This is a genomic window from Bradyrhizobium zhengyangense (assembly GCF_022012555.1).
Lineage (GTDB): Bacteria > Pseudomonadota > Alphaproteobacteria > Rhizobiales > Xanthobacteraceae > Bradyrhizobium > Bradyrhizobium zhengyangense.
This window is the reverse complement of record NZ_JAKLTZ010000008.1, coordinates 31,415-57,058: the sequence shown is the minus strand read 5'-3', so window position 1 is coordinate 57,058 and position 25,644 is coordinate 31,415. Positions and strand designations below refer to the sequence as shown.

General features: G+C 62.7%; 21 protein-coding genes. 8 read left to right on the top strand and 13 right to left on the bottom strand.

Going from position 1 to position 25,644, the window contains the following annotated elements; genetic code table 11:
- Positions 1-199: 199 nt before the first annotated feature.
- The 4 genes from L6639_RS27245 to L6639_RS27230 form a co-directional block, all read right to left on the bottom strand.
- A complete protein-coding gene (locus tag L6639_RS27245; protein WP_237864715.1) occupies positions 200-1,276 on the bottom strand; it encodes a BMP family ABC transporter substrate-binding protein in 1,077 nt (358 codons plus the stop codon).
- Between the two features lie 180 nt (positions 1,277-1,456).
- Positions 1,457-2,374, bottom strand: a complete 918-nt coding sequence (locus tag L6639_RS27240; protein WP_237864714.1) for an ABC transporter permease — start codon at positions 2,372-2,374, stop codon at positions 1,457-1,459.
- The gene (locus tag L6639_RS27235; protein WP_237864713.1) at positions 2,361-3,452 is read right to left on the bottom strand and encodes an ABC transporter permease; all 1,092 of its coding nucleotides are present in this window, start codon (positions 3,450-3,452) and stop codon (positions 2,361-2,363) included. The genes L6639_RS27240 and L6639_RS27235 overlap by 14 nt, the downstream gene beginning before the upstream one ends.
- Positions 3,436-5,007, bottom strand: coding sequence for an ABC transporter ATP-binding protein (locus L6639_RS27230; protein WP_237864712.1), 1,572 nt, complete (start codon positions 5,005-5,007; stop codon positions 3,436-3,438). The genes L6639_RS27235 and L6639_RS27230 overlap by 17 nt, the downstream gene beginning before the upstream one ends.
- A gap of 571 nt (positions 5,008-5,578) precedes the next feature.
- Here L6639_RS27230 and L6639_RS27225 point away from each other — a divergent pair.
- The 3 genes from L6639_RS27225 to L6639_RS43310 all read left to right on the top strand — a co-directional run bounded on the left by L6639_RS27225 (position 5,579) and on the right by L6639_RS43310 (position 8,327).
- Positions 5,579-6,685, top strand: coding sequence for a hypothetical protein (locus tag L6639_RS27225; protein ID WP_237864711.1), 1,107 nt, complete (start codon positions 5,579-5,581; stop codon positions 6,683-6,685).
- A 196-nt stretch (positions 6,686-6,881) separates the two neighbouring features.
- On the top strand, positions 6,882-7,547 hold the full coding sequence (locus tag L6639_RS27220; protein ID WP_237864710.1) for a transposase: 666 nt from the start codon (positions 6,882-6,884) through the stop codon (positions 7,545-7,547).
- A 24-nt stretch (positions 7,548-7,571) separates the two neighbouring features.
- Positions 7,572-8,327, top strand: coding sequence for an RHS repeat-associated core domain-containing protein (locus L6639_RS43310; protein ID WP_338076560.1), 756 nt, complete (start codon positions 7,572-7,574; stop codon positions 8,325-8,327).
- Positions 8,328-9,298: 971 nt separating this feature from the next.
- On the opposite strand, the gene L6639_RS27205 is transcribed toward L6639_RS43310, so the two are convergent.
- From L6639_RS27205 to L6639_RS27175, 7 genes are all read right to left on the bottom strand, one after another.
- Positions 9,299-9,559: a hypothetical protein gene (locus L6639_RS27205; protein ID WP_237864708.1), complete on the bottom strand. Its 261-nt coding sequence runs from the start codon at positions 9,557-9,559 to the stop codon at positions 9,299-9,301.
- A 131-nt stretch (positions 9,560-9,690) separates the two neighbouring features.
- Positions 9,691-10,176 carry a nucleoside deaminase gene (locus L6639_RS27200; protein WP_237864707.1) on the bottom strand — a complete coding sequence of 162 codons (486 nt, stop codon included), beginning with the start codon at positions 10,174-10,176 and terminating at the stop codon, positions 9,691-9,693.
- Between the two features lie 13 nt (positions 10,177-10,189).
- A complete protein-coding gene (locus L6639_RS27195; protein ID WP_237864706.1) occupies positions 10,190-11,722 on the bottom strand; it encodes an ABC transporter ATP-binding protein in 1,533 nt (510 codons plus the stop codon).
- Complete coding sequence (gene biuH, locus L6639_RS27190) at positions 11,719-12,402, bottom strand: biuret amidohydrolase (RefSeq protein ID WP_237864705.1); 684 nt, start codon at positions 12,400-12,402, stop codon at positions 11,719-11,721. The genes L6639_RS27195 and biuH overlap by 4 nt, the downstream gene beginning before the upstream one ends.
- Before the next feature lie 11 nt (positions 12,403-12,413).
- The gene (locus tag L6639_RS27185) at positions 12,414-13,340 is read right to left on the bottom strand and encodes an ABC transporter permease (RefSeq protein ID WP_007612833.1); all 927 of its coding nucleotides are present in this window, start codon (positions 13,338-13,340) and stop codon (positions 12,414-12,416) included.
- The gene (locus L6639_RS27180; protein WP_237864704.1) at positions 13,340-14,452 is read right to left on the bottom strand and encodes an ABC transporter permease; all 1,113 of its coding nucleotides are present in this window, start codon (positions 14,450-14,452) and stop codon (positions 13,340-13,342) included. Before L6639_RS27180 ends, L6639_RS27185 begins: the two co-directional genes overlap by 1 nt.
- The gene (locus L6639_RS27175) at positions 14,449-15,561 is read right to left on the bottom strand and encodes a BMP family ABC transporter substrate-binding protein (protein ID WP_237864703.1); all 1,113 of its coding nucleotides are present in this window, start codon (positions 15,559-15,561) and stop codon (positions 14,449-14,451) included. Before L6639_RS27175 ends, L6639_RS27180 begins: the two co-directional genes overlap by 4 nt.
- A gap of 402 nt (positions 15,562-15,963) precedes the next feature.
- On the opposite strand from L6639_RS27175, the gene L6639_RS27170 reads away from it, so the two are divergent.
- The 5 genes from L6639_RS27170 to L6639_RS27150 all read left to right on the top strand — a co-directional run bounded on the left by L6639_RS27170 (position 15,964) and on the right by L6639_RS27150 (position 23,054).
- Positions 15,964-17,223, top strand: coding sequence for an allantoate amidohydrolase (locus L6639_RS27170; protein ID WP_237864917.1), 1,260 nt, complete (start codon positions 15,964-15,966; stop codon positions 17,221-17,223).
- A gap of 82 nt (positions 17,224-17,305) precedes the next feature.
- Positions 17,306-18,679 (top strand): hypothetical protein, encoded by a 1,374-nt coding sequence (locus tag L6639_RS27165; RefSeq protein WP_237864702.1) that lies wholly within the window; start codon positions 17,306-17,308, stop codon positions 18,677-18,679.
- A gap of 231 nt (positions 18,680-18,910) precedes the next feature.
- Positions 18,911-20,980: an alkaline phosphatase family protein gene (locus tag L6639_RS27160; RefSeq protein ID WP_237864701.1), complete on the top strand. Its 2,070-nt coding sequence runs from the start codon at positions 18,911-18,913 to the stop codon at positions 20,978-20,980.
- 80 nt (positions 20,981-21,060) lie between these two features.
- Positions 21,061-22,626, top strand: coding sequence for a tetratricopeptide repeat-containing sulfotransferase family protein (locus L6639_RS43305; RefSeq protein WP_237864700.1), 1,566 nt, complete (start codon positions 21,061-21,063; stop codon positions 22,624-22,626).
- Positions 22,623-23,054, top strand: a complete 432-nt coding sequence (locus L6639_RS27150; protein ID WP_237864699.1) for a hypothetical protein — start codon at positions 22,623-22,625, stop codon at positions 23,052-23,054. The genes L6639_RS43305 and L6639_RS27150 overlap by 4 nt, the downstream gene beginning before the upstream one ends.
- Before the next feature lie 12 nt (positions 23,055-23,066).
- Here the strand turns inward: L6639_RS27150 and L6639_RS27145 are convergent, their stop codons facing one another.
- Together L6639_RS27145 and L6639_RS27140 are read right to left on the bottom strand one after the other, a co-directional pair.
- Positions 23,067-24,386, bottom strand: coding sequence for a dicarboxylate/amino acid:cation symporter (locus L6639_RS27145; RefSeq protein WP_237864698.1), 1,320 nt, complete (start codon positions 24,384-24,386; stop codon positions 23,067-23,069).
- A gap of 86 nt (positions 24,387-24,472) precedes the next feature.
- The gene (locus tag L6639_RS27140) at positions 24,473-25,486 is read right to left on the bottom strand and encodes a formamidase (RefSeq protein WP_237864697.1); all 1,014 of its coding nucleotides are present in this window, start codon (positions 25,484-25,486) and stop codon (positions 24,473-24,475) included.
- Positions 25,487-25,644: the final 158 nt, after the last annotated feature.

Below are 25,644 nucleotides of genomic sequence, written 5' to 3'. Positions count from 1 at the left end.
CATGATCCGGAAAAGCGTGAAGCGGTTTTCCGGAAAGATCATGCTCAAACAAAGAGCTAAAGCGCGATGACGATTCAGCCCAATCTCATCGCGCTTTAGGATAGAAAGAGGGGGCGGCCACAAGTGCCGGGTGCTTCTGGCCACCCCCTCCGAACCTCCTCCGGGAGGAGCAGGTGATTTAGGCAATGCAAGAAGCGTGCTACTTGCCCGGCAGCTTGTCGTCGATGCCCTTGACGTAGAAATTCATGCCGAGGATCTGGCCGTCGTCGAGATTGGCGCCGCCCTTGCACTCGATCTCCTTGCCGTCCTGCCCAACGACCGGGCATTTGAACGGGTGCAGCTTGCCGGCAGTGATCGCCGCCTGGGCATCCTCGGCGATCTTCTTCACGTCGTCAGGCATGTTGGTATAGGGCGCCATCGCGAACATGTGGCTGTCGAGGCCGCCCCAGGTGTCCTCGGACTTCCAGGTGCCGTCGAGCTCGGCCTTGACGCGGGCGATGTAGTAGGGCCCCCAGGTATCGAGGATCGAGGTCAGCTGGGTCTTGGGCCCGAACTTGATCATCTCGGAGTCCTGGCCGAAGGCGAGCTTGCCGCGTTCGCTGGCGATCTGCATCGCGGCGGGCGAGTCGGTGTGCTGCATGATCACGTCGGCGCCCTGGTCGATCAGCGCCTTGGCGGCGTCGGCTTCCTTGCCCGGGTCGAACCAGGTGTTGGCCCAGATGATCTTGACCTTGATGTTCGGGTTGATGCTCTGCGCCGCGATCATCGTCGCGTTGATGCCGGAGACGACCTCGGGAATCGGGAATGAGCCGATATAGCCGAGCACGCCTGACTTCGACATCTTGGCGGCGATCAGGCCTTGGATGTAGCGGCCCTGATACCACTTCGAAGAATATGTCGACATGTTCTTGTCGCGCTTGTAGCCGGTCGCGTGCTCGAAATGCACGTTCGGATATTTCTTGGCGACCTTCAGTGTCGGATCCATGTAGCCGAACGACGTCGTGAAGATCAGCTTGTTGCCGGCGCGGACCAGCTGCTCGATGGCGCGCTCGGCGTCGGGACCTTCGGGGACGTTTTCGAGATAGGTGGTCTCGATCTTGTCGCCGAATTCCTTCACCAGCGCCTGGCGGGCGAGCTCATGCTGATAGGTCCAGCCGAGATCGCCGATCGGGCCCAAATAAATGAAGCCGACCTTCAGCTTGTCGGCGGCGGAGGCTGCACTGACGCTCCCGGCAAGCAGAAGCCCGGCAGCCAGCGCAAGAAGTGATTTCCTCATCATCAATCTCCAAACATCAGGGGAAAGCCACGATCCGCGACGTGCGCGCCCCATCGCGCACGCTACGAAAACCAAAACTCTAGAGCATGATCCGGAAAAGTGTGAAGCGGTTTTCCGAAAAGATCATGCTCAAACAAAGAGCTAAAGCGCGATGACGATTCAACCCAATCTCATTGCGCTTTAGCGGTCAGGCACGAACACGGTCCCGAGCGCGGCTGGCGCGGTCGAGCCGCCGGTGCGCGCGCGAGAGAGCAGAACCAGTACGATGACCGTCGCGAGATACGGTAGCGCCGACATAAATTGCGAGGGAATGCCGACGCCCCAGCCTTGCGCATGCAGTTGCAGGATCGTCACGGCGCCGAACAGGTAAGCGCCGACCACGAGCCGGCCCGGCCGCCAGGATGCGAACACGACCAGCGCGAGCGCGATCCAGCCGCGGCCCGCGGTCATGCCGGGAATGAAGAACGGCGTATAGGCGAGCGGCAGATAGGCGCCGGCAAGACCTGCGCAGGCGCCCCCGAACATCACGGCGAGGGTGCGGATGCGCAGCACGGGATAGCCGAGTGCATGTGCGGAGACGTGATTGTCGCCACAGGCGCGCAGGATCAGTCCCGCACGCGTGCGATACAGGAACCACCACACGCCGATGATGAGAGCGATGGAGAAATAAACGAATGCGTCTTCGCCGAACAGCACGCGGCCGATCAGCGGAATGTCGGTGAGGCCGGGAATGTGCAGATGTGCAGCCGGCGTGAGGCGCTCGCCGACAAAACCCGCGCCGATCAGGCCGGACAGGCCGACGCCGAGGATGGTCAACGCCAGACCCGTTGCGACCTGGTTGACCGCGAGGCCGAGTGCCATCAGTGCGAAGATCAGCGACATCAGCACTCCCGCGATGATGCCGAACAGCGCGCCGATGAAGATTGATCCGGTGAGCCAGGCGCCGCCAAAGCCGCAGGCTGCGCCGACGATCATCATGCCCTCCACGCCGAGATTGAGCACGCCGGACCGCTCGGTCACGAGCTCGCCGGTTGCCGCGATCAGCAGCGGTGTCGAGGCGGCGAGCACCGACAGGATGATGGCTTCAACCAGCTCCACGGGTCACCTGTCGGCTCGGGACAACCAGCTTGAAGCGGTAGAGAATGAGAGAATCGCAGGCGAGGACGTAAAAGAGCAGGATGCCCTGGAACACCTTGGTGACGTCCAACGGGATCTTCATTGCGATCTGCGCCTGCTCGCCGCCGATAAAGGTCAGGGCGAGAAAAAGGGCTGCAATTAATATTCCAAGCGGGTTCAGCCGGCCGAGGAAGGCAACGATGATCGCGGTGAAACCGTAGCCAGGCGAGATACCGGGCTGAAGGTGTCCGACGGGACCTGCGACCTCGATGATGCCGGCAAGGCCCGCGAGCGCGCCGGACACCGCGAAGGTCAGGATGATCAGCTGGTTGGCGTTGAAACCGCCAAACCGCGCGGCGCGAGGAGCAGCGCCAACGACACGGATCTCAAAGCCCTTGATGGTGCGCCCGAGCAGGATCGCAGCCGCCGCGACGACGAGCAAGGCGATGATCGAGCCGAGATGCAGCCGGCCGCCTTCGATCAGCAGCGGCACCGTTGCCACGGGATCGAACTCCGCCGTGGTGGGGAAGTTGAAGCCGTGCGGATCGCGCCAGGGTCCGCGCACGAGGTAGTCGAGGAAGAGGTCGGCGACATAAACCAACATCAGGCTGGTCAGGATCTCGCTGGCGCCGAACTTCACCTTGCAGATCGCCGGGATCAGCGCATAGAGCGCGCCTGCGACCGCCGCGAGCACCAGCATCGCCGGCAGCACCCAGGCCCCGGCGTCGGTGCCTTGCGTCTTCACCGCGATCCAGCTTCCGGCGACCGCGCCGATCAGGAATTGTCCTTCAGCGCCGATGTTCCAGGCATTGGCGAGGTAGCAGAGCGACAGCCCGATCGCGATCATCACCAGCGGCGTCGCCTTCACCGCGATCTCCTGGAGCGAATAGCTGTCGGTCAATGGCGCGATGAAATAGGCCTGCAGCGCGAGAAACGGATTCTTGCCGAGGATCGCGAACAGGATGGTCATGGTCACGATCGTCAGACCGATCGCGATCAGCGGCGAGACCAGCGCGATCGTGTTGGAGCGCTCGGTGCGCTTCTCAAGCACCAACTGCATGCGCGGCCTCCTTCGGCTCCAGGCTGCTGCCGCCCATCAACAGGCCGAGCTTCTCGCGCGTCGCTTCGCTTGCTGCCAGCGGAGCGGATAGCCGGCCATGGAACATCACGGCGATGCGGTCGGCGATCTCGGTGAGTTCGTCGAGATCCTGGCTGGTGACAAGCACCGCGGCGCCTGCGGTGGCAAGGTCAAGCAACGCCTGGCGGATGACGGCGGCAGCTCCGGCATCGACGCCCCAGGTCGGCTGGCTCACCACCAGCACGGCGGGGTTACGCAGGATCTCGCGGCCGACGATGAATTTCTGCAGATTACCCCCGGAGAGGGATGCCGCTTCCGGGTCGCGCTTGGCCTTGCGCACGTCGAAGGTCTCGGTCGCCTTGTCCACCGTCTTCAGCGTGGCCGCGGTGTCGATGAAGCCGTGATTGACCATGCCGCTGGCGGCGTGTCCCGTCAGCAGCGCGTTCTCCGATAGCTTCATGCGCGGCGCGGTGCCGTGGCCGAGCCGCTCTTCGGGCACGAAGGCGGCGCCGAGCTTGCGGCGCTTGGTGATCGAGAGGTGGCCGGCAGCGATGCCTTCGATCACGATCGTTCCGGGATCCTTCGACCGCCGCTCGCCGGACAGCGCCGCAAACAGTTCGTCCTGACCGTTGCCGGCGACGCCGGCGATGCCGAGGATTTCGCCGCCCTTGAGCTCGAACGAGATGTGTTCGAGCCGCACCCCATGTGCCTCGTCGGGCGCGAGCGAAAGATCGTTGACGACGAGCCGCGGTATCGTCGTCTGCCGCCCGGCCGCCGCCTTCACTTCCCTGATCTCGCCGCCAACCATCATGCGCGCGAGCGAGGCGGCGGTCTCCTGCCTGGGATTGCAGGTCTGGATCTTCTTGCCGCCGCGCAAAATAGTGGCGGTGTCGCAGAGGCGCTTCACCTCCTCGAGCTTGTGGCTGATGTAGAGGATGGCACGGCCCTCGGTCTTGAGCCGCTCCAGCACGACGAAGAGCTGGTCCGCCTCCTGCGGCGTCAGCACCGCGGTGGGCTCATCCAGGATCAGGAATCTTGGATTCTGCATCAGCGCGCGAACGATCTCGATTCGCTGGCGCTCGCCGACCGAGAGTTGCCAGACCTCCCGTCCGGGATCGAGCGGCAGTCCGTAGGTCCTGGACACCTGCTCCAGCCGCGCCGACATGTCCTTGAACGATTCCTTGCCGTCGAGGCCAAGGGCGACGTTTTCGGCGACGGTGAGGTTGTCGAACAGCGAGAAGTGCTGGAACACCATGCCGATGCCGCGGCTGCGCGCCTCGGAGGGACCGGACAGCACGATTGGTTCGCCCTGCCAGCGGATTTCGCCGGCAGAGGGCTGGATCAGCCCATAGATCGCCTTCACCAGCGTCGATTTGCCGGCGCCGTTCTCGCCAAGCAGGGCGTGGATTTCCTTCGGCCAGACGTCGATGTCGATGGAATCGTTGGCGAGGAAATCCCCATAGCGCTTGGTCAGCCCGACCGTCTTGAGCAACGGGGACTCGCCGGAATGCAGGCCGTTAGGCGTCGGATCTAACATTCGTTGATGCGCTTGCATGGGATGCAGTGCCTCAATAGTGGGCTAGTTTGAACCGCCGCGTAAGGTGTGAAAAAGCGTCATCCCTTGCTTAACGCTTCGGCAGGAGAGGGGGCCGCGAGTCGCGGGGGGCTCGTCGAACCATGATTGCCTCCAGGTGAGGGGCCGGGGCCGTTGCGGCGCGGCCTGCAGGCGAGGCCTGTTGCAAATTTGTGACGGTTTAAACCAAATCGGAACCCGCTGGGCAGGCTTGATGTGATGTTGAGCAAAATCGCGCCAGCCTGCGTATGCAATGCGGGTTCTCCACGACAGCCATTGCCCGCATTGGGATTCGCATCGCGCGGTCGGGATAAAACGCAAACGATATCAACCGGGAATGTTTGGCATTGCGTCGTCGATCCTGCGCGGCAACGACACGCAAAAACCCGCAGATTTCCGCGGTGAATCGTCGCTCGTTGCCGAAACATGCGGCATGCCTTGAAAAAAGTTGAGGCTTCTCACTCCGGGACTTCGGCGCAAGTGTCGCACCCAAGGGACGTTCATTTTTACGTGTCCAAACTTGGGGGTATTCAGGATGTCGTTTCGTTTCAAGGCAGTTGCAGCAACGGCGCTGTCACTTGCTACGCTGGCCATCGGTGGCTGGGCTCACGCGGCAGATCTGCCGGTCAAGGCGGCCAAGAAGGCGCCTGACCTTCCGTTCTTTCTGGTGATCGATGACCGCGTGTCGTTCTCCTGGATGCCAAAGGGCACCGATCCCGGCATGTGGAGCACCCGGCCGGACGGCAGCATCAACGGCACCACCGCCAAGCAGGTCTACTCGTTCACCCACTTCGACCTCTGGGCCTACGGCACCAACTTCTTCACGATCTCGATGTTCAAGTCGGGTCACAACGACCCTGCCTCTCCGTGTACGGCCCCGGGCGTGAACATTTTCGGCACCCCGAGCAATTGCGCCGGCGCGACCGAGATCTATGGCCTGTTCCGCTCGACCTTCGGCTGGAACGAGCTGTTCAACACCAAGACCTTCACCGCGGGCCCGCTGCACAACATCTCGTTCGAAGTCGGTATGGACGCGAACACCGAAAACAACTTCCTCGCGCCCGCCAAGCGTGACGTGGTTGGCGGTCTCCAGTTCGCCTTCGACCTTCCGTACAAGGGCTACATCGACGTCGCGCCGTTGGTGTACTGGGAGTTCCTGAATCACAACGCCTTCACACAGTGCGGCCTGTTCGGCGCTGGTGTCGCGGGTGTGACCTGTAACTCGGACGGAAACGTCAGCTATCGCGCGACCTGGGCCGTCGAAATCAACTACTACATGGACCTCGGCTTCCTGCCGCCGAACATGCAGTTCTGGTCGATCAGCGGCCGTGCCGGCTGGTATGGCCCGAAGGGCGATTCGAACGGTCTTCCCGCGCTCTCAGGCATCGGCCGGTTCTCGACCGCTTCGAAGACCGAGCTGAACAGCGAGCCGATCCGCCTGACCTTCGACGCGTCGAAGGCCGCCTGGGGTGACAAGTACTCGCACTTCGTCGACCTCTGGGTCGCCTATCGCTACTGGCAGAACAAGTTCGGCCTCGACCACAACGCCATGCCCGGCGTCTGCACGGTCGCCGCGACCGGCCAGAGCACCAACAGCTGCACCGAGTCCACCGTCTATGGTGGCGTGACGGTGAAGTTCTGATCGCCTGAGGTTTCAGGTTCGAGTGGCGCCGCGCAGGAATGCGCGGCGCCATTCGTGTTTGCGGAGAGAACCGCTGCCGTAGGGTGAGCAAGGCGACTTGTCCGCCGTAGCTCGGAGAGGTAAATTACGAAATTACGGAAATTACGGTGACAGTGCACTAAATTGACGCCACCCGCCTTCGAGGGCATGATGCGGCATGGCTCGTCTCGCCCGTGTCGTCATCCCCGGCCATCCCCACCATGTCACCCAGCGTGGCAACGGTCGCGCCCGCACGTTCTTCGACGACGGCGACTACGCGCTGTATCGCGACCTGCTCGCCGCGAATTGCAAGGCCGCCGGGGTCGAGGTGTGGGCCTGGTGCCTGATGCCCAACCACGTGCACCTCATCCTGGTGCCGTCCGATCCCGATGGGCTGCGCCATGCGCTCGCACGCGTTCACCGCAGCTATGCTGGGACCATCCAGGCGCGGCGCAAGCGCACCGGTCATTTCTGGCAAGGCCGGTTCGGCGCCGTCGTCATGGACGAGCAGCATCTTGCGGCCGCGCTGCGCTACGTGTCGCTCAATCCGGTACGGGCGCGTCTGGTGCAGCGCGCCCAGGATTGGCGCTGGTCGAGCACGCGCGCGCATTTGCGCGGGCGCGACGATGGCCTGACCGTGCTAGGCCGATCCGCGATCGTTTTCCTGATTTCGCCGATCTGTTGGCAACCGAACCGGAAGCCGATCTGTTCGGCGCGCTGCGTTCTGCGGAGAGTGTTGGACGACCACTGGGAGATAGCCGCTTTCTCGCCCGTATCGAACGCCAGACCGGACGCGTCCTCAAGCCGGCCAAGCGGGCCAAAGCCCGCCGTGGAAGACGAATGATCTATTTAGTGCACTGTCACCGTAATTCCCAACGGGCTATACTACTATCGCGCGCGGCACTATTCGCCTACGTGGGGGCGATTCCTTCAGGCGGATCCAATAGGGCACCAAGGCGGCATCAACTACTATGCCTATGTCGGAAATGACCCACTAAACCTTAGTGACCAAAGCGGCCTAGCGGCCGACTCAGTCAAGAGTGCGGCCAGCGACTTTTACGAATTAACAATCCTCCGAGCGGGGAAAGACATCTCGGGCTACGCCCAGGATCTTGTGCGAAACCCGCTGGAATTCGCTCGATCAGCTGGGCCGACCTTCGCTGGGCTGGCGCCAATTGCGGCGGAGGTATCCGCGCCGTTCAGCGCTCCAGCGGCTACAAATGTGGGTGTTCCGGAGGCGGCGAGCGTATGGGGGTTGGGATCGGCCGCACGCGGAAGGGCGATCGAGCAAGCTCTAGGCCAGAATCTTCCCGGGAACTACCCGGTCATTGACAGCTATATGAACGGTGTCGCGACTAGCATCAAAAGCATTGATCTGGGCGCAGCTACTTACCAGAATGCGGCGGCTCTTACAAACACGCTGAACGGATATGTAAATTCGATCGCGAGCTTCACCCCAGTGAATTGGGGGGCGGCACAACTCGCTGGCTCCCCCATCACCGCAAGGATACTTACTGTGGCAATGCCATCGGCGGGAACAGCGGCACAGCAGAATGCCATAAGCCAAGTCATTCAATCCGCGGCTACGCGCGGCGTCACCGTCAATCCAGTTATATTCCCGTGAGGCCCGATTGAGAAAAGTTGCCGCTTATCTGAGGCAAAACAAGGTCATCATTTGTCCAGTCTCGGATACCATAAACGGAGTGGGAGTGCTTTCCGCGCCCATCTTCGATCTTGAGGCGAACGACGTGTCGGGCCTAGGGAAGGCTACACTAGAGGCCTTGCAGCTTTCAAAAGAAGGGATTCCACATCCTGCGCCTGGGGAATGGAACAAGCTATTTGAGCCTATTCTAAAGGCTGCGGGAGTCAGATCGTGGAATACGTTCGTTCGATCTGCAAAAGATGTTATTGTCAAATTTGAAACAAACCGCGTTGTCTATACTCCCACCAGGAACCTTGGTCCGAGGGATGGTTTCGCTCCTCTGCCGGAAAGGGAGCGATCGAGTGCTCCGACGGTCGCAGAAGTTGGACCGGCGTTGCTGGCTGCCTTCGGTGACGCTGAATAGCGACCCAGTTCGTAGGATTTCCCAGAGTTACGTGACAGTGCTGGACTGCACCCCGGGGCATTATTGGCCCATAAAGTTGGGCAAGCATGTTAGGAAATCTCTTTATTCGTAGCGAGCGTGAACAGGATTTCGAGACGTTCTCGAAGCAGATCTTCGCGCTCTTGAAAGTGAGTACGAGCGAGACGCGACACAGTGAAAATGCGCCAAGTGGGCGGTATGTTTATGGGACTGTGCTGGGCTTGAGAGTTGTTTTCACTGAGGCGGACGATTCCGATTTCCCTGAGTATGATTTTCTTCTCGGTTTCCGTCCCGAGGCCGATTGGGCCACGATCGATCGTCACAGCTTGGACGGCCTCGCAGACATAGTGGCAAAGTATTTGGCCCAAACGGGTATGATGATCGCGCGCCCTCTGGATTTTGGGAAGGCCGGGACTAGGCGAATTGAGTACGGTAAATGCTAAAATCTCAGAACTGTGGTTACGGCAATTACGGTGACACCCATGGACTGCACCCCTGAAGTGAGACACGATCATTTCGGTGTCACTTGGTAGGATGGCTGAGCTTTTGCGAAACCCATCGCTCCTCCATCACCGCTCTCGATAGTCGCGGTCATCATCGGACTGCCTTGGCGTCCAGCTCGTGCCGCCCCGAAAACGGCCAGCATGGCATAGTGCCATTGTTTTGCCCGACGGGTCAAACGATATTCGTAAAAAACGAAATTTCCTCCACCTGAAGTGCTGCCGACCTGACAGCGCGGCTGGTTGCGAAAACGAACCCGCGCCGCGTCCATGACGATCCTCGCCGGCTCGCTGCGGATTTGCTCGATGCTGCAATGACTTGCCGATTGGATTGCCGATTGGCACCCGTGCCGGCGAGCAATCGCGCTTCTACTGTGCATGGGGTTGTTTTCGATTCTTTTGCCTACTTCGTCCACGCGCCGTCGTGCAGCGCTTCGGCCTCGTCTTCGAGCAACGGCCCCACCACCTCGGTCGGCCGCTGGCCGCTGGCAAAGACGTCGCGGCAGGGCAGGTCGAGCGTCGGGTTCTCCGGGTGGTTGCCGGTGATGCCACGCAGACGGTGCTCGCTGAGGCCGTAGACGACGCGGCCGATGCCGGCCCAGTAGATCGCGCCCGAACACATCGCGCAGGGTTCGGCGGAGGAATAGAGTGTCGCTGACGCCAGCACCTCGCCGCCGAGCGTACGGCAGGCTTGCGTGGCTGCGAGGCGTTCAGCATGCGCCGTGCCGTCGTGGTCCGGCATGTAGCCGTTCTCGGCTTCGATCAGCACCTTGCCATCGGCGTCGACGACGATGCAGCCGAAGGGATGGTTGCCGTGCGTGAGGGACAGGCGGGCGACCGCGAAGGATAGACGCAAAAAGTGCTTGTCGCGCTCGTCTGCGCTGTCCATCGATGCTCCGCGCCTAGTGCCCCGCCATGTGCCGGCCGACCTCGGTGAGATCGGCCTCGCTGGTCCGTGCTTCATACACGAACTCGCCGTGGAACATTACCACCAGCCGGTCTGAGAGTTCGAGCAATTCATCGAGGTCCTCGCTCACCAGCAACACCGCCGCGCCGCGGTTGCGTGCGGCCATGATCTCGGCGTGGATCTGCGCCACGGCGGCGAAGTCGAGCCCGAAGCAGGGATTGGCCGCGATCAGCACCTCGACATCGCCGGCTAGCTCGCGGGCGAGCACGGCGCGTTGGACGTTGCCGCCTGACAGCGCCGAGATCGGCGTCTCCGGCGTGCGCGTCTTGATCTTGTATTGTCCGATCTTCTTCTTCGCGTCATCGCGAAAGGCGCCGCGGTTGAGCCACCAGCCGCCGCTGGCGAAGGGGGCGCGGTCGAATTCGCGAAAGGCGATATTGTCGGCGACGCTCATGCCGCCGACGCAGGCGTTCTTCAGCGGCTCCTCCGGAAGGAGCGACATCTTGTGGCGCCGCATCTCCTCGCGGCTGGCGCGATAGGGATCGCCGGCGACGCGGATTTCGCCGCCTTCGGCCTCGCGCTGACCGGCCAGGACCTCGACCAGCTGACGCTGGCCGTTGCCGGAGACGCCGGCAATGCCGACAATCTCGCCGGCGCGCACGGTGAGGGAGACGTCATGCACGGCCATGGCGCCGGCATCATCGAGTGCGCGGAGCCTTTCCAGCTCCAGGCGCGCCTTGCCGGTTTCTCCGGTGCGCGGCGGCTGCACGGTTAGCTCCTCGGCGCCGATCATGGTGCGCGCCATCGCGTCCGGCGTCAGCTCGGACACCTTGCCGGCGCCGGCGAGCTTGCCGCGGCGCAGGATCGTAACCTCGTCGGCAAAGGCCATGACCTCGCGGAACTTATGCGTGATCATCAGGATGGTCAGCTCGCCCTTGACGACCATGTCCCGCAGCATGCCGAGCACCTCGTCGGCTTCAGCCGGCGTCAGCACCGAGGTCGGTTCGTCCAGGATCAGGAAGCGGCGCTTCAGATAGAGCTGCTTCAGGATCTCGCATTTCTGCCGCTCGCCGGCGGAGATGTCGGAGACCTTTGCTGAGAGAGGCACCTTGAAGGGCATCCGCGCCAGGAAGGCCTCGAGCTCCTTCATCTCCTTCGGCCAATTCACCACGGCCGGCACGTCGTCGCGGGCCAGCACGAGGTTTTCGGCAACCGTCATGGCGGGCACCAGCGTAAAGTGCTGGTAGACCATGCCGAGGCCGAGCGCGTGGGCGTCCTTAGGATTGGCGATCGCCTGCTCGCGGCCGCCGACGAGAATGTCGCCCTCGGTCGCGTGATAGTAGCCCATGATGCATTTGACGAGGGTCGATTTGCCCGCGCCATTCTCGCCAAGCAGTGCATGGAACGAGCCGGGCCGTACCTTCAGCTCGACATTGTCAAGCGCGAGAAAGTCGCCGAAGCGCATGGTCATCGCGATGGCGTCGACGCCGAAGGCGCCGACGAGCGGTGGCGGCTCACCAATGATCACGAGATCGCTCCGATGAAGGCGTCCGAGGTCGAGACCGCGCCGAACACTCCGCCCTGCATCTTGATCATTTTCAGCGCGTGATCGTGGTTGCTCTTGTCGGTCGCGCCGCAGCAATCGTGCAGCAACACACATTCGAAGCCGCGGTCGTTGGCCTCGCGCATGGTGGTGTGGACGCAGACGTCAGTGGTGATACCAGTCAGGACGATGTTTTCAATGCCGCGCACGCGCAGGATCAGCTCCAGATCGGTGGCGCAAAACGAGCCCTTGCCGGGCTTGTCGATGATCGGCTCGCCCGGCAGCGGTGCCAGCTCTTCGATGATGTCCCAGCCGGGCTCGCCGCGCACCAGGATGCGGCCGCATGGGCCGGGATCGCCGATGCCGGCGCCGATCTGCCGCGAGCGCCAGCGCTTGTTGGCTGGCAGGTCGGAGAGATCGGGGCGATGGCCTTCGCGGGTGTGGATGATGTGGAAGCCTTGGCTGCGCATCACCGCGAGCAGCTTCTTGATCGGCTCGATCGGCGCCCGCGTCAGCGAGAGGTCATAGCCCATCTTGTCGACATAGCCGCCGACGCCGCAGAAATCGGTCTGCATGTCGATAATGATGAGCGCGGTGTTTTGCGGACGCAGATCGCCGTTGTAGGGCCAGGCATAGGGCTCGGACTTGATGGTGCGCTCGGGCATGATTTCGCTCTCTAGCGGGTGATCGACAATTCGGCCGGGGCTCCGGTCAGGGTGCGTTTCGGCGAGCAGGTGATGATCATGATCGCCAGCGTCAGGATGTAGGGCGCGGCGTTGAAGAGGTGATAGCCGGAGGTAACGCCGACCGACTGCAGTGCCGGTCCCAGCGCAGCAGCGCCGCCGAAGGCGAGCGAGGCCCACAGGCACAGCAGGGGATCCCAGCGCGCGAAGATCACGAGCGCGACCGCAGTGATACCCTGGCCCGAGGAGAGGCCCTCGTTCCAGCTTCCGGGATAGAACAACGATAGAAACGAGCCGCCGATGCCGGCGAGGAAGCCGCCGACCATGGTGGCGCGCAGGCGGATCAGCAGCACCGAGTGGCCCATCGCGCGTGCCGCATCCGAACTCTCGCCGGCGGTGCGGATGAGGAGGCCCCAACGCGTGGTGCGGAAGGCCCAGTAGAGTATTGGTGCGAGCGCGACGCCAATCAGGAACAGGACGTTGACCCGTAGCGCGGCGCGCACCTGCGGGATGTCGCTCCACCAGCCGAAATCGATCGCGGGCAGGCGCGGCGCGGTCGGCTCGATCAGGGGCTTGCCGAGATAGAAGGCTAGGCCGGTGCCGAATAGCATCAAGGCGATGCCGACCGCGACGTCGTTGACGCGCGGCAGCGAGCAGATGCCCGCATGCAGAGCGCCGAGAAGAGCACCCGTGATACCGGCGGCGAGCACGCCCAGCCAAGGAGATCCCGTGAGGTAGGAGATGCCATAAGCGCTCATCGCGCCCATCACCAGCGTGCCCTCGAGGCCGAGATTGATGCGGCCCGAACGCTCGGTGATGCATTCACCGAGGCTTACGAACAGGAACGGCGTCGAGACGCGAATGGCGCCGCCGAGCACGGCGAGCGGGACGGTCCAGAGTCCGATTGATCCGTCTGCCATCAGGATTTGCCTTTCAGGAATCCGATGCGGCCGTAGAGCGCATCGCTGGCCAGCACGAAGACGAAGATGATGCCTTGGAGCACCAACACCGATGCATCAGGCAATCCCAGGCGGCGCTGCAACAGGCCGCCGCTGGCGCTGATGCCGCCGAGCAGGATTGCGACAGGGATGATGGCGAGCGGATTCTGCCGCGCCAGGAAGGCAACCAGGATGCCGGTGAAGCCGTAACCTGCAGCGAGGTTGGCATTGGTGCGGCCCTGGACAGCGGCGACCTCGACCATACCGGCAAGACCCGCGGCGCCGCCGGCGAGGAAGCAGATGGTGAGGATCAGCTTGCTGACGCCGAGGCCGACGATTTTTGCAGCGCGGATGTTGCCGCCGGCAACGCGCGCGGCGAAGCCGAAGACGGTGTGATAGATCAGGATGTAGGCGGCAACCGCGGCGATCAAGCCGAAGACCAAGCCCCAATGCACGTCCGTGCCGGGAATGGAGCCGATCATATTGACGGCGCCGATCTCGCGCGTCGATGGCTTGTTGAGGCTAGCGGGATCCCGCATCATGCCTTCGACGAGATGATTGAGGATCGCGAGTGCGATGTAGACGAGCAGCAAGCTCGAGATCGTTTCGTTGACGCCGCGATATTGCCGCAAGGCGCCCGCCAGCATGATCCACAGACCGCCGCCGATGACGCCGGCAACAACCATGGCGATCTGCACGACGAGCGGCGGCATGCCCTGAAGCAACAATGCGGCGCTCGTCGCCGACAACGCGCCGATCAGCAGCGCGCCCTCGCCGCCGATGATGACCATGCCGAGTTGCGCCGGCAGTGCCGTGCAAAGCGCGGTGAGGATGAGGGGCGCGGCACGCGTCAGCGTGTTCTGCCAGGAGAACCAGGTGCCGAAGGCGCCGTAGTACATATAGAAATAGAGGTCGAGCGGGTTCTTGCCGAACAGCATGACGAAGATGCCGAACACCACGAGCGCGCCGGCCAGCGCCGCGCACGGGATCAGGATATACTCGATCGTGCCGCCGTGGCGTCGCAGAAAGCCGAGGTCGGCGGTCGGGGCAATTGTCCCGACCGCCTCGGCAGAATCCGCTGCTTCCGATGTCACGAAGTCGCTCCGATCACGCCTTCGACGAGGTAGTCCATCTTTTCGAGCTCGGGATCCTTCTGGCCGCGATCGGTGCCGGCCGCGATCACGGTCTTGCCCTTGTTGTCGACCAGCCCGCCCTTGAAGATGGCAAACCCGTCCGCGGACAGGAATTTGGCCTTGGCCTCGTCTGCCGCCTTGCGCGCTTCCGGCGAGACGGCCTCGCCATAGGCAGAGACCTTGACGATCTCTTCCTTCAGGCCGCCGCGATAGAAGTTCGGGATGCTCTCGCCGGCGGCGATCATCTTGACTAACTTCGGATAGAGCGCTTCCCAGTTCCACTCGGCGCCGGTGAGATAGGCCTTGGGCGCCAGCGCCGACTGGTTGGTGTGATAGCCACAGACGAAGGCGCCGCGCCGTGCGGCGTTCTCGACCATGGTCTTGGGGCCGTCGACGTGGCAGGTCAGCACGTCCACACCCTGGTCGATCAGGCTGTTGGTGGCTTCAGCCTCCTTGACCGGCATCGACCAGTCGCCGGTGAAGATCACTTGCGTCGTGGCCTTTGGATTGACGGACTTCGCACCGAGCGTGAAGGCGTTGATGTTGCGCAGCACCTGGGGGATCGGCTTGGCCGCGACGAAGCCGAGCTTGCCCCTCTTCGACGTCAGGCCCGCGACGATTCCGGAGATATACTGGGCTTCGTCGATATAGCCGAAATAGCTGCCGGCGTTCTTCGGATCCTTGTCGGTCCAGAGACCGCCGCAGTGCTCGAAGCGCAGCTTCGGGTACTTGGTGGCCATCTTGATCATGTGCGGATTGTAGTAACCGAACGAGGTCGGGAAGAGCAGGGTGGCGCCGTCGAGATTGATCATGGACTCGATCGTCTTCTCGACCGCGTCGGTCTCCGGCACCTTCTCTTCCTCGACGACCTTGAGACCCGGAATCTTCTTCAACGCCGCCGCGCCCTGCGCGTGGGCCTGGTTGTAGCCGTAGTCGTCGCGCGAGCCGACATAGATGAAGCCGATTGTGGTCTCGGCCGCGAAGGCCGGGCGTGCGCCGGCCGCTGCGCCCAGGGTGAGGGCGGCACCGCCCTGCAACAAATGACGTCGTGAAATCCTGCCAAAATCCATTGCTTGCTCCCCTTGGCGGATTGACCGCCTCAATCTCGCGGCTGCGCCGGTTTGGCGGAGCCCACGATAGGATGTCGCAAGCTTCGTGCCAGAGGCTAAGGGGCATGCAGGCGAATTCAAGTAATTGAAAAATATTAGATATATGGAATGTGCAAATTTTGGTCAGGAGTTCGTCAGGCTAATTTTTAGGCAGTATTTTCTGATTGTATGCAATTGAGTTAAGCAAGTCTTAGCGGCTCTCGCGCGTGCGTGGACGACCGCAGGCCGTTCGGCTGACCGCCCATGGACGTGCTAACCACGCGCTGACCCCGCGACGGCGCTGGTCTGAATCGCTGGCACCGAACTTGTATCGATTGAGGCTGCGACCGCTCCGCGGTCTCCAGGATGGAAAGCTTGACCGAGATGGGTGCTGGTAACGCCGTTCAGAATGCAGCGCTCGGCGAAGAGATCGTGCGCCGGGTCAACGAGCTTGCGGCGATCTCGGAAGATGGCGACAAGCTCACCCGCGTCTTTCTTACCAAAGAGCTGCGCGCAGCCTCCGATGTCATTCTCGGCTGGATGCGTGAGGCCGGCATGAGCGCGCATCTCGACGCGATCGGCAACGTCTGCGGCCGTTACGAAGGCGAGCGGCCGGGAGCGCCCTGCCTGATGCTTGGCTCGCACTACGACACGGTGCGCGATGCCGGCAAATGGGATGGGCCGCTCGGCGTGATCACGGCGATCGCCTGTGTCACCGACCTCAACCGCCGCGGCAAGCGTCTGCCGTTCGCGATCGAGGTGGTCGGCTTTGCCGACGAGGAAGGCGTGCGCTTCTCCTCGACGCTGCTCGGCAGTCGCGCCATGGCCGGCACATTTGACGCAAGCGCTTTGAACACGCGCGACCGGGACGGTGTGTCGATGCGTGATGCGCTCATCCAATTTGGCCTCGACCCTGATCATATCGGTGCGGCAGCGCGCGCCCGGCGCGAGTTGTTGGCCTATCTCGAATTGCATATCGAGCAGGGGCCGGTGCTGGAAGCACGGAATCTCCCTGTCGGCGTCGTGACCGCGATTGCGGGCGCGACACGGCTGGCGGCGCGGCTGACCGGCACGGCCGGTCACGCCGGCACCGTCCCGATGGCGCTGCGCCGTGACGCGCTTACAGGTGCTGCCGAATGCATCGGCGCGATCGAGCAGTTCTGCCGTACCGACGAGGGCGGGCTGGTCGGCACCGTCGGCTACATCCAGGCAAGGCCCGGCGCGACCAATGTCATTCCGGGTGAAGTATCCTTCACCATCGACATGCGTGCGCCGACCGACATGCATCGTAAGCGCGCGGTCGCCGACGTCGTCCGCCAGATCGAGGCGATCGCCAAGCGCAGGCATCTGGCGCTTCAGCTTGACGTCACCCATGAGAACCGCACTGTTCCCTGCGCGCCCTGGCTGAAGGACCAGATCGCGCAGGCGATCGCAGCCGAAGGTTTTGTCGCCTTCGAGCTGCCGAGCGGGGCGGGGCATGACGGCATGGCGATGATCGACATTGCCGATGTCGGCATGATTTTCGTTCGCTGCCGCGGCGGCATCAGCCATCATCCCGACGAGCATGTCGAGCTGGCTGACGCCGATGCGGGCGCGCGGGTCTTGCTGCGGGTGATCGAGCATTTCAGGCCGCGAGTGGCCTAGGCCCGGAAGTCACCGGGTAGAGACACGAATCAGAGAAGTGTAAAATGGTGCAACTTCACCAGACGTCAGCCGACTCGGACAAATGAACAGCGACATCTCCTTTTCGAGCCATCAAGAGAACCGGTTTTACCAGGGTGCGGCTGCGACCTTGATCGCCAACGCCCTTCAGGCGGTCAATTTTCTCGGCGACCGGTTCATGAGAAAGTCGCATCACTCGCTGTCGGCGATCGAGGACCTCTATCGGCACTCGATGGACAGCGCCTTTTCGGTGGCCGAGGCGTTCCTCGTCACAGGCGCTCCGCACGCCTCCGCCTATTATCCGCGCGACTTTGCCTGGTTCTATCCCGACGTCCTCGACCCCGACACCATCATGGACGCGCAAGACGCAGTGCGTCGGGCACGTTTGCTCGAAAAGAGCGTGCGTCTGTTGCTGGAAGCTGTTCGCGCCGACGTCGTCACCACGACCATCGTCCCCGCGGGACGCGGCCGATATCTCGGTGTGAACTATTTCTCGCGTCCCTCGGATACGTTGCTCGGCATTTTGGCTGGTCTGCAGCAGATGCTCTCGGCCGAGGTGCGGGCGTCGTCCCATCTGGCGATGTCGCAATGCGCGCATGCGGGTCGCCTGCTGCTGGCCGAATATGGCGCCGATTTAAAGCGCGCGATCCTGAAGCTCGCGAGCGAGCTCGAGCCGTTCGACGCTGACAGTGTCAGATATTTGCTCTGCGACGCCAGCGGACCTCGTTCGGCGGCAACCGACACCCGCGCCGAGCGCCGGCGTTTCGTCACCAATGCCTGCGTCTACACGACATTCGCGTGGGCCGCGCAACTCGGCATCGTCGACGAGGTCGAGCTGAAGCGGCTACTCGGGCGCGACCTCGCAGAATACAAGAAGGGTCTGCTCCGCCTGTTTGGCAAGGACGGCTACATCAGGCATTCGCTGGATGGCCCGGCGGGTACGCCGGTCTCCATGGTCGCGCTGGATTTCGTCAGCGTGCATCGCGGCTTCTGGGACATGAACGATGCGAGCGAGCGCGCGTTGTTCTCGGCCACAACGGATCTGATCCTGGCCGAGCCCCGCTTCCGCATCCCCAGCACGTTCCACTTCCTGGTCTCGGCGGATAACCCGCGGAACAAGATGATCCACAAGATCGCGGCGCCGGCCTATCAGGGGCGCTCGTCGTGGCCGACGTTCAACGTCGAATTCGCCGATCGCATGCTGGACTTTGACGAGCTCTCGGGGAGCGATACCTATCGCGCCTGCGCACAAGGGATATTGAAGGACATCCGCACCGCGACCGAGGTCCACGGGGGTTACCAGGAGCTGATCTCGGAGCAGGGATTGAAGTATCGCACCTGGGCCTATAAAGGCGCGGTGGCGCATTCCTGGTTCCCGCGCTTCCTCTCCGTCTGGAGCCGGGCCTACGGGACGCCCTTGCTCCGCTGCAACGACTGAGCCGCGATCTTCCTGCGGCCGGCCGCGTTGGAATGACAGGCCAAATCGTCAGCAAGCCATTGATGGCAATCCAGAAGCGCCCACTGGTTGCGACGATAGGTCTCTGCTCGTCGTCATAATCTCGTAACGGAAGTGACACGGCCGAGCAGCACGTCTGACAAGCGCGCCCCTTAACCTGACATGCGTTGAGACAATTTCTCTGCATTCAGGAAACGAACGGAGGGGTGTGCAATGCTTTCGAAGACGACACGACGTCTGCGTGACCGTACGGTGGTGACAGCCGCTATCCTGTCACTGATGGGACATGACGTTTATGCGATGGACATGCTCGACGGCAGCAACAAGAACGGCGACCGCACCGAGAGCCCGATCAAGCATGTGATCGTCATTCTCGGCGAAAACCGCACCTTCGACCACATCTTTGCGACCTATGAGTCGCGTCATCCGGGCGAACGCGTCGACAATCTGCTCTCCAGGGGCATCATTACCAGGGACGGTCAACCCGGGCCGAATTACGCCAGGGCCGCGCAGTCCTCCACCGTCGTCAACAATACTTACTCGATCAATCCGACCCCGAAGACGCCGTATAATCACACGACCAACAAGGTGCAGACGCCCGGCACATCCTATGCGCCGCAATCCTGCTACACTTCCGTCGATCAGGCAGCGCTCAATGGTCCGGGATGTCTCGCCACGATCCAAATCGCGCAGCAAGGGGATTACGGCTTGAGCCAGCAGGACCTGCCGCTGTTGACGACCGGTGCGACCGGCCTGCCGGGCAATTCGCCCGACACGCGCATCCTGGACTCCGACAATCTGCCGAACGGTCCCTATCCGCTCGTGACCCTGGCGCAGGGCGGCGAAGCCCCGACCAGCCTCTACAAGACCTATGGCGGCAGCCCGGTGCACCGCTTCTACCAGATGTGGCAGCAGCTCGACTGCGACGTTGCCAAGGCGACCCATCACAATCCGAGCGGCTGCCAGGCCGATCTCTTCACCTTTGTGGAACAGAGCGTCTCTTCGGGCAGCAATGGCAATCCGACCCCGCATGCGCTGAAGGAAGGCGGCATCGCACTCGGCTTTTATAACGTCGCCAAAGGCGATGCGCCCTATCTGACCGAGCTTGCGCGCAAGTACACGCTCAATGACAACTTCCATCAGAGCGTGATGGGGGGCACTTTCGCCAATCACATGATGATCGGCTATGCCGACGCGCTCTATTATGCCGACGACAAGGGCGACCCTGCCAAGCCCGACCACGTGCTCGTACCCGGCTCCAACCCGCCGCAATATGTCAACGAGATCGAGAACCCGAATCCGGCGCCGGGCACCAACAACTGGTATCTCAACGACGGCTATGGCGGCGGGAGCTATTCGAACTGCTCGGAACCCAGCCAGCCGGGCGTGGGCCCTGTCATCACCTACCTCAATGCCATCCACGTGTCGCCGCGCTGTGCGCCCAACGCCTTTTATCTGCTGAACAACTACGTTCCCGCCTTTATCGGCAGTGGTGCCACCGATCCGATCAACAACGGGCCGTTCACCCTGCCGCCTGTTATCAAGCAGCGGCATATCGGCGATGCGCTGACCCAGGCCAATGTCTCCTGGGCCTATTTCGGCGAGCGCTGGAACGACTTCAAGACGGCCCCTGGAGAGGGCACCAATTTCGGTGCGCTGGACCCGGTCGCCTACCTCTATTGCAACATCTGCAACCCCTTCCTGTTCTCCGCTTCGGTCATGACCCATGCGGAGCAGCGCGATGCGCACATGAAGGACACGCTCGATCTCTACGACGCCATTGCCAATGGCAATCTGCCCGCCGTGTCGTTCGTCAAGCCGAGCACCTTCAACGACGGTCATCCAGCCTCGTCCCGTGTCGACCTCTTCGAGGCCTTCACCAAGAAGATCGTCGATCAGGTGAAGTCCAACAAGGAGCTTTGGAAGTCGACCGCGATCGTCATCACCATGGACGAGGGCGGCGGTTACTACGACTCCGGCTATATCCAGCCGGTCGACTTCTTCGGCGACGGCACGCGCATCCCGCTTCTCGTCGTTTCGAAATACTCGCGCGGCGGCCATGTGTCGCATGAATATGGTGACCACGTCTCGATCACCAAGTTCATCGAACGCAATTGGCATCTCAAGCCGCTCGGACCCAAGACGCGCGACACCTTGCCGAATCCGATTGCGTCGGACGACAATCCCTACGTTCCCGTCAACCGGCCCTCGATCGGCGATCTCTTCGGCAACTTCAACTTCGCCGATCGTCACGACGACGATCACGACAACGACCAGGACTGATCGGAGCAGCCTTCATCAGCATGACCCGGCGGCTGCCCAGCCGCCGGTCGATCTCGTCTGAATCGCATGGAGCAATACGCGTGGACGCCACAGGACAGCATGCCGCCAGCGCGGCTTCGATCGAGGCGGCGCGCCGTGCCTTTGCAAGCGGCGATCTGAGCTCCACCGAAACGATCTGTGCAAAGGTGCTCGCGGGCAATTCGTTGGATTGGCGCGCCTGGGCGCTCCTGACCGAGACTGCGCTGATGCGTGATCGTCTCGATGCGGCAACGGTCAGCGCGGAACGCGCCGTCGCTCTCGCTCCGACCAATCCGATCACGCTGGTGTTGCGTGCGAAATGCCTCTTCATGAAGGGAGAGGCGCGTCAGGCCAGTGCAGTGACGGACGTTGCGGCCATGCATGCTGGCGAGGAGGCGGACGCGCTTGATTCAGTTGGTGCCATGTTTGGCTTGCTGGGGCTTCAACAGCAGGCGAGGGAGCTTTTCCGCCGCGCTGTCGCCCGGAAGCCCGGCGTACCGCAATATCTGTTCAACCTGGCCGCCGCCGAGCGGATGATCGGCGCACTCGGAGACGCCGAAGCGCATTGCAATGCGGCGATTGCGTGCGATCGCCGCTACGGATTGGCTCACTACCTTCGTTCGGACCTGCGAATCCAGAGCCGCGACCGCAACCATGTCGACGAGATGGAGGCCGTGATTGCCGCAGGGCGTTTGTCGGCGCCGAGCGAAATCATGCTGCGCTTTGCGCTTGGCAAGGAGTGCGAGGATCTGGAGCGCTGGGACCGCGCTTTCGCACACGTCGAGGCAGGCAATAACTTGCAGCGGCGGTCGCTCCCGCGTGATCCCGCCGCTGAAATTGGTGAGGTCGATGCGATCATCCGGGCGCACACGCGACGCTGGATTGATGCTGCGCCGCGCGGCTACGCCGATGCGGCGCCTGTCTTCGTCAGCGGCCTGCCACGTACCGGTACCACGCTGGTGGAACGGATTATCGCCAGCCATTCCGCGATGCATTCCGTAGGCGAGACCAGCGCGTTTGCTGCGGAGATGCGCCGCACCATGGCGGAACGTCCAAGGGGAAGCGACCTCGAAGGTATCGGCAGGCGCTACCTGGATCAGGCCACGGCGCTCCGCGTGCCGAACAACGTTCGCTTCGTCGACAAGACGCTCGAGAACTACCTTTATTGTGGCCTCATTCACGCGGCGCTCCCCTCGGCAAAGATCATCCTCGTGCAGCGGCATCCGATGGATGCGTGCTGGGCGATCTACAAGGCGCACTTCCGCAACAAGTTCGCGTTCTCCTATGATCAAACCCAGCTTGCGGATTACTATCTCGCCTATCGCCGTCTGACGCGGCACTGGCGCGACGTGCTGCCGCCTGATGTGCTCATGGAGGTCAACTACGAGGACGTCGTTCGGGACCAGGCTGCGGCGAGCCGGGACATCATCCGGTTTCTGGGGCTTTCCTGGGAAGATGGGGTGATGCGTTTTCACGAAAGCCCGGCGCCATCGGCGACCGCCAGTGCCGTTCAGGTGCGCCGTCCGATCTACGCATCCTCGGTCGGGAAATGGCGGCACCATGCCGAACGATTAGGGCCGCTCAGTGAGCGCCTGGCGCGCGAGATTCCGGAGGCGGAGCTGATATGACGACGTCTCAGTTACTTTTGGTCCCCGTGATCGTGTGTTCCATCGTTCTGGCCTTTAGCCGAACTGCGTCGGCCGAGGTGAAGGTCGAGGGGCGACCGGACGCGGTTCACCTCGAGGTGCATGACGCCTCGCTCCATGACGTGTTGGCCGCGCTGCAAGAGCGGTTCAATCTGCGTTATCGCACGGTCGACGCGCTCGAGGCCCAGATGACGGGCGTCTTCGATGGACCGCTGCGTCGTGTGGTCGCCCGGCTCCTCAGCGGCCATGATTATGCGATGCAGGTCACTGCAGACGGTGTCGACGTCCTGGTGCTGACATCGCAGAGGTCAAGCGCGACCGTCGTCGCTGCGGTGACGCCCGCAAGCGCCGCCCGGCCGCCGCTCACGGCGGCCGAGCGTAGGCATTACGACAGCGGGCACCTGCGCTAGCACGAGCCGGCCTCAGCCCGCCGTCACGTCCACCAGCTCGCCGCCTTCGAGCACCTTGGCCGCCTTGGCACGGTCGAGATCGCCTTCCCAGGCGGCGACGACCACGGTCGCGACGCAATTGCCGATGAGGTTGCCGACTGCGCGGGCCATGCCGATGAACCAGTCGACCGACAGCACGAGCACGAGGCCGATCGCCGGAATGCTCGGCACCGCGTTCAGCGTCGCGGCCAGGATCACGATCGCCGAGCCCGGGACGCCGTGCGCGCCCTTCGATGTGATCAGGGAGACGCCCAGCACCAGCAGGAGATCGCCGAAGGACAGCGGCGTGTTGGTGGCCTGCGCGATGAAGACGACGGCGAGTGTGAGATAGATCGAGAAGGCGTCGAGGTTGAAGGAGTAGCCGGTCGGGATGACGAGGCCGACTACGGAATCCTTTACGCCCATGCGCTCGAGCTTCTTCATGATCTGCGGCAGCACCGCGTCGGACGACGCGGTTGCTAGCACGATCATCAGTTCCTCGCGCAGGTAGGACAGGAATTTCAGGATGTTGATGCCGGCGAGCGCCATCACGCTGCCGAGCACGCCAAGGACGAAGATGCCGACCGAGATGTAGAACAGCATCACCAGCGAGACCAGCTGCTTCAGCGAGCCGACGCCATATTTTCCGACCGTATAGGCGACCGCGCCAAGCACACCGAGCGGTGCAACGCGAACGATTAGCCCCATGACGCGGAACAGCACCGTGGAGGCCGCGTCGATTACCGAGGTGACGAGCGCGCCCTTCTCGCCGCCGACCAGCGCGAGCCCGACGCCGAACAGCACGGCGAAGAACAGCACCTGGAGCACGTCATTGCGCGACAGCGCGTCGAACGAGGTGGTCGGAATCACGTTCATCAGGAAGGCGCCGACGCCCGCGCCCTGTAGCTTGTGCGCATTGTCGGCATAGCTACTGAGCGCCTTGGCATCGAGCGTCGAGGGATCGATGTTCATGCCATGGCCGGGACCGAAGACGTAGGCCAAAATGAGCCCGACCACGAGCGCCACCGTCGTCATCGCTTCGAAATACAGCAGCGCCTTGACACCGACCCGACCAACCTTCTTGAGATCGCCGGCACCGGCAATGCCGTGTACCACGACGCAGAACACGATCGGCGCCACGATCATCGAGATCAGCTTCAGGAAGGCGTCGCTGACGATCTTCAGACCGATCGCAAAGTCCGGGGCGGCCACGCCGAGGACGATGCCCAGAACCAGTGCGGCCAGGACCTGGACGAACAGGGAGGTGTAGAGTGGCTTGGGCTCGGCGGTGGGTGCCGCGGTGATGGTCGACATGGTGGATTCCCCCAGTTTGACGCGACTTGGACGCCAAAAGGAGCAACAACCGTGCCAGAATGTCGCGGTTTCGGCCGGGAAACCGTCTATTCCGCGGCTTTTGCCGTCTTCCCGAACATCCGTACCGGCGCCGGGAAGCCGCACGAGGTGCCGTCGGTGACCTTGACCTGGTCTTCCCAGGGCAGCCGATAGGTGCCTGCAACCATGTCCTGCATGAAGGTGTAGGGGCAGTCCATCGCGCCGCCCTTCACCGCGACATAGCCGCGGTGCCAGAGCTGATAGATGTTGTTCTCGACGCCCCAATTGATGCGGGCCTCGCGCACGAGATCGGGCCGCACCTCGGCCGTGATGATCTCGTCGGCGCGACCTGTGGTGCCGTGCGCCAACACGCTGCCGTCGAAATTGACGATCATGCCTTCGCCCATGGAATCGAAAGAGCCGTCCGAGCCGCACATGCAGACGTTTGCGGTGACCATCAGGTTCTGGAACGAATTGGCCTGATTGGTGAAGCGCCAGGCGTCGCGGATCGGCGCGGTATAGCCGGCGGTGCGGATCATGATCTCGGCGCCCTTGTAGGCGCACTCCCGCGCCATCTCCGGAAACATGCCGTCATGGCAGATGATCAGCGCGATCTTCGCGCCGTTCGGGCCTTCGATCACGGGAATGCCGATGTCGCCGGGCTCCCACGGTTCGACTGGAATCCAGGGATGAAGCTTGCGGTAATACAGCTTGATCTCGCCGTGGTCGTCGATGATCAGGCCGGAATTGTAGGGATTGCCGTGCGGATTGAACTCCATGATGGAGAAGCAGCCCCAGATCCTGTTGTCGATGCAGGCCTGCTTGAAAGCCGCGACCTCCGGCCCGTCGAGGCGGCACATGATCTCGGGATTGGTGTCCATCGAGAGGCCATGCAGCGAGTATTCGGGGAACACCACCAGGTCCATGGTGGAGAGGTTGCGGCGGGCCTTGCCGACCATCCAGACGATACGCTCGGTCTGCCTGGCGAGATCGGCACGGGTCACGACGTTCGGCAGCTGCAATTGCACGAGCCCGATGACCACGCCGTTGGGAGATTTGTTCAGTCCGCCAAGCCCGTTCATGACCAGCTCCCTTGCGCATCTGGCGCGTCGTCGTTGCGCGCGATCGTTTCTCGGCAGAGCAAATCCGATTTTGGTGGTGGGCAAAAGTCCATTTTTCAGGCGGCGGGCGATGGTCGTGCTCGCGGGGCCGCCGAGCCCGGAACGCCTTGGCGCCCATT

Excerpts from the sequence above, each read along its gene's own strand:
- L6639_RS27245 (WP_237864715.1), bottom strand. The coding sequence starts at position 1,276 with ATGAGGAAATCACTTCTTGCGCTGGCTGCCGGGCTTCTGCTTGCCGGG.
- L6639_RS27235 (WP_237864713.1), bottom strand. The coding sequence starts at position 3,452 with ATGCAGTTGGTGCTTGAGAAGCGCACCGAGCGCTCCAACACGATCGCG.
- L6639_RS27230 (WP_237864712.1), bottom strand. The coding sequence starts at position 5,007 with ATGTTAGATCCGACGCCTAACGGCCTGCATTCCGGCGAGTCCCCGTTG.
- L6639_RS27225 (WP_237864711.1), top strand. The coding sequence starts at position 5,579 with ATGTCGTTTCGTTTCAAGGCAGTTGCAGCAACGGCGCTGTCACTTGCT.
- L6639_RS27220 (WP_237864710.1), top strand. The coding sequence starts at position 6,882 with ATGGCTCGTCTCGCCCGTGTCGTCATCCCCGGCCATCCCCACCATGTC.
- L6639_RS27205 (WP_237864708.1), bottom strand. The coding sequence starts at position 9,559 with ATGGACGCGGCGCGGGTTCGTTTTCGCAACCAGCCGCGCTGTCAGGTC.
- L6639_RS27200 (WP_237864707.1), bottom strand. The coding sequence starts at position 10,176 with ATGGACAGCGCAGACGAGCGCGACAAGCACTTTTTGCGTCTATCCTTC.
- biuH (WP_237864705.1), bottom strand. The coding sequence starts at position 12,402 with ATGCCCGAGCGCACCATCAAGTCCGAGCCCTATGCCTGGCCCTACAAC.
- L6639_RS27185 (WP_007612833.1), bottom strand. The coding sequence starts at position 13,340 with ATGGCAGACGGATCAATCGGACTCTGGACCGTCCCGCTCGCCGTGCTC.
- L6639_RS27175 (WP_237864703.1), bottom strand. The coding sequence starts at position 15,561 with ATGGATTTTGGCAGGATTTCACGACGTCATTTGTTGCAGGGCGGTGCC.
- L6639_RS27170 (WP_237864917.1), top strand. The coding sequence starts at position 15,964 with ATGGGTGCTGGTAACGCCGTTCAGAATGCAGCGCTCGGCGAAGAGATC.
- L6639_RS27165 (WP_237864702.1), top strand. The coding sequence starts at position 17,306 with ATGAACAGCGACATCTCCTTTTCGAGCCATCAAGAGAACCGGTTTTAC.
- L6639_RS27160 (WP_237864701.1), top strand. The coding sequence starts at position 18,911 with ATGCTTTCGAAGACGACACGACGTCTGCGTGACCGTACGGTGGTGACA.
- L6639_RS27150 (WP_237864699.1), top strand. The coding sequence starts at position 22,623 with ATGACGACGTCTCAGTTACTTTTGGTCCCCGTGATCGTGTGTTCCATC.
- L6639_RS27145 (WP_237864698.1), bottom strand. The coding sequence starts at position 24,386 with ATGTCGACCATCACCGCGGCACCCACCGCCGAGCCCAAGCCACTCTAC.
- L6639_RS27140 (WP_237864697.1), bottom strand. The coding sequence starts at position 25,486 with ATGAACGGGCTTGGCGGACTGAACAAATCTCCCAACGGCGTGGTCATC.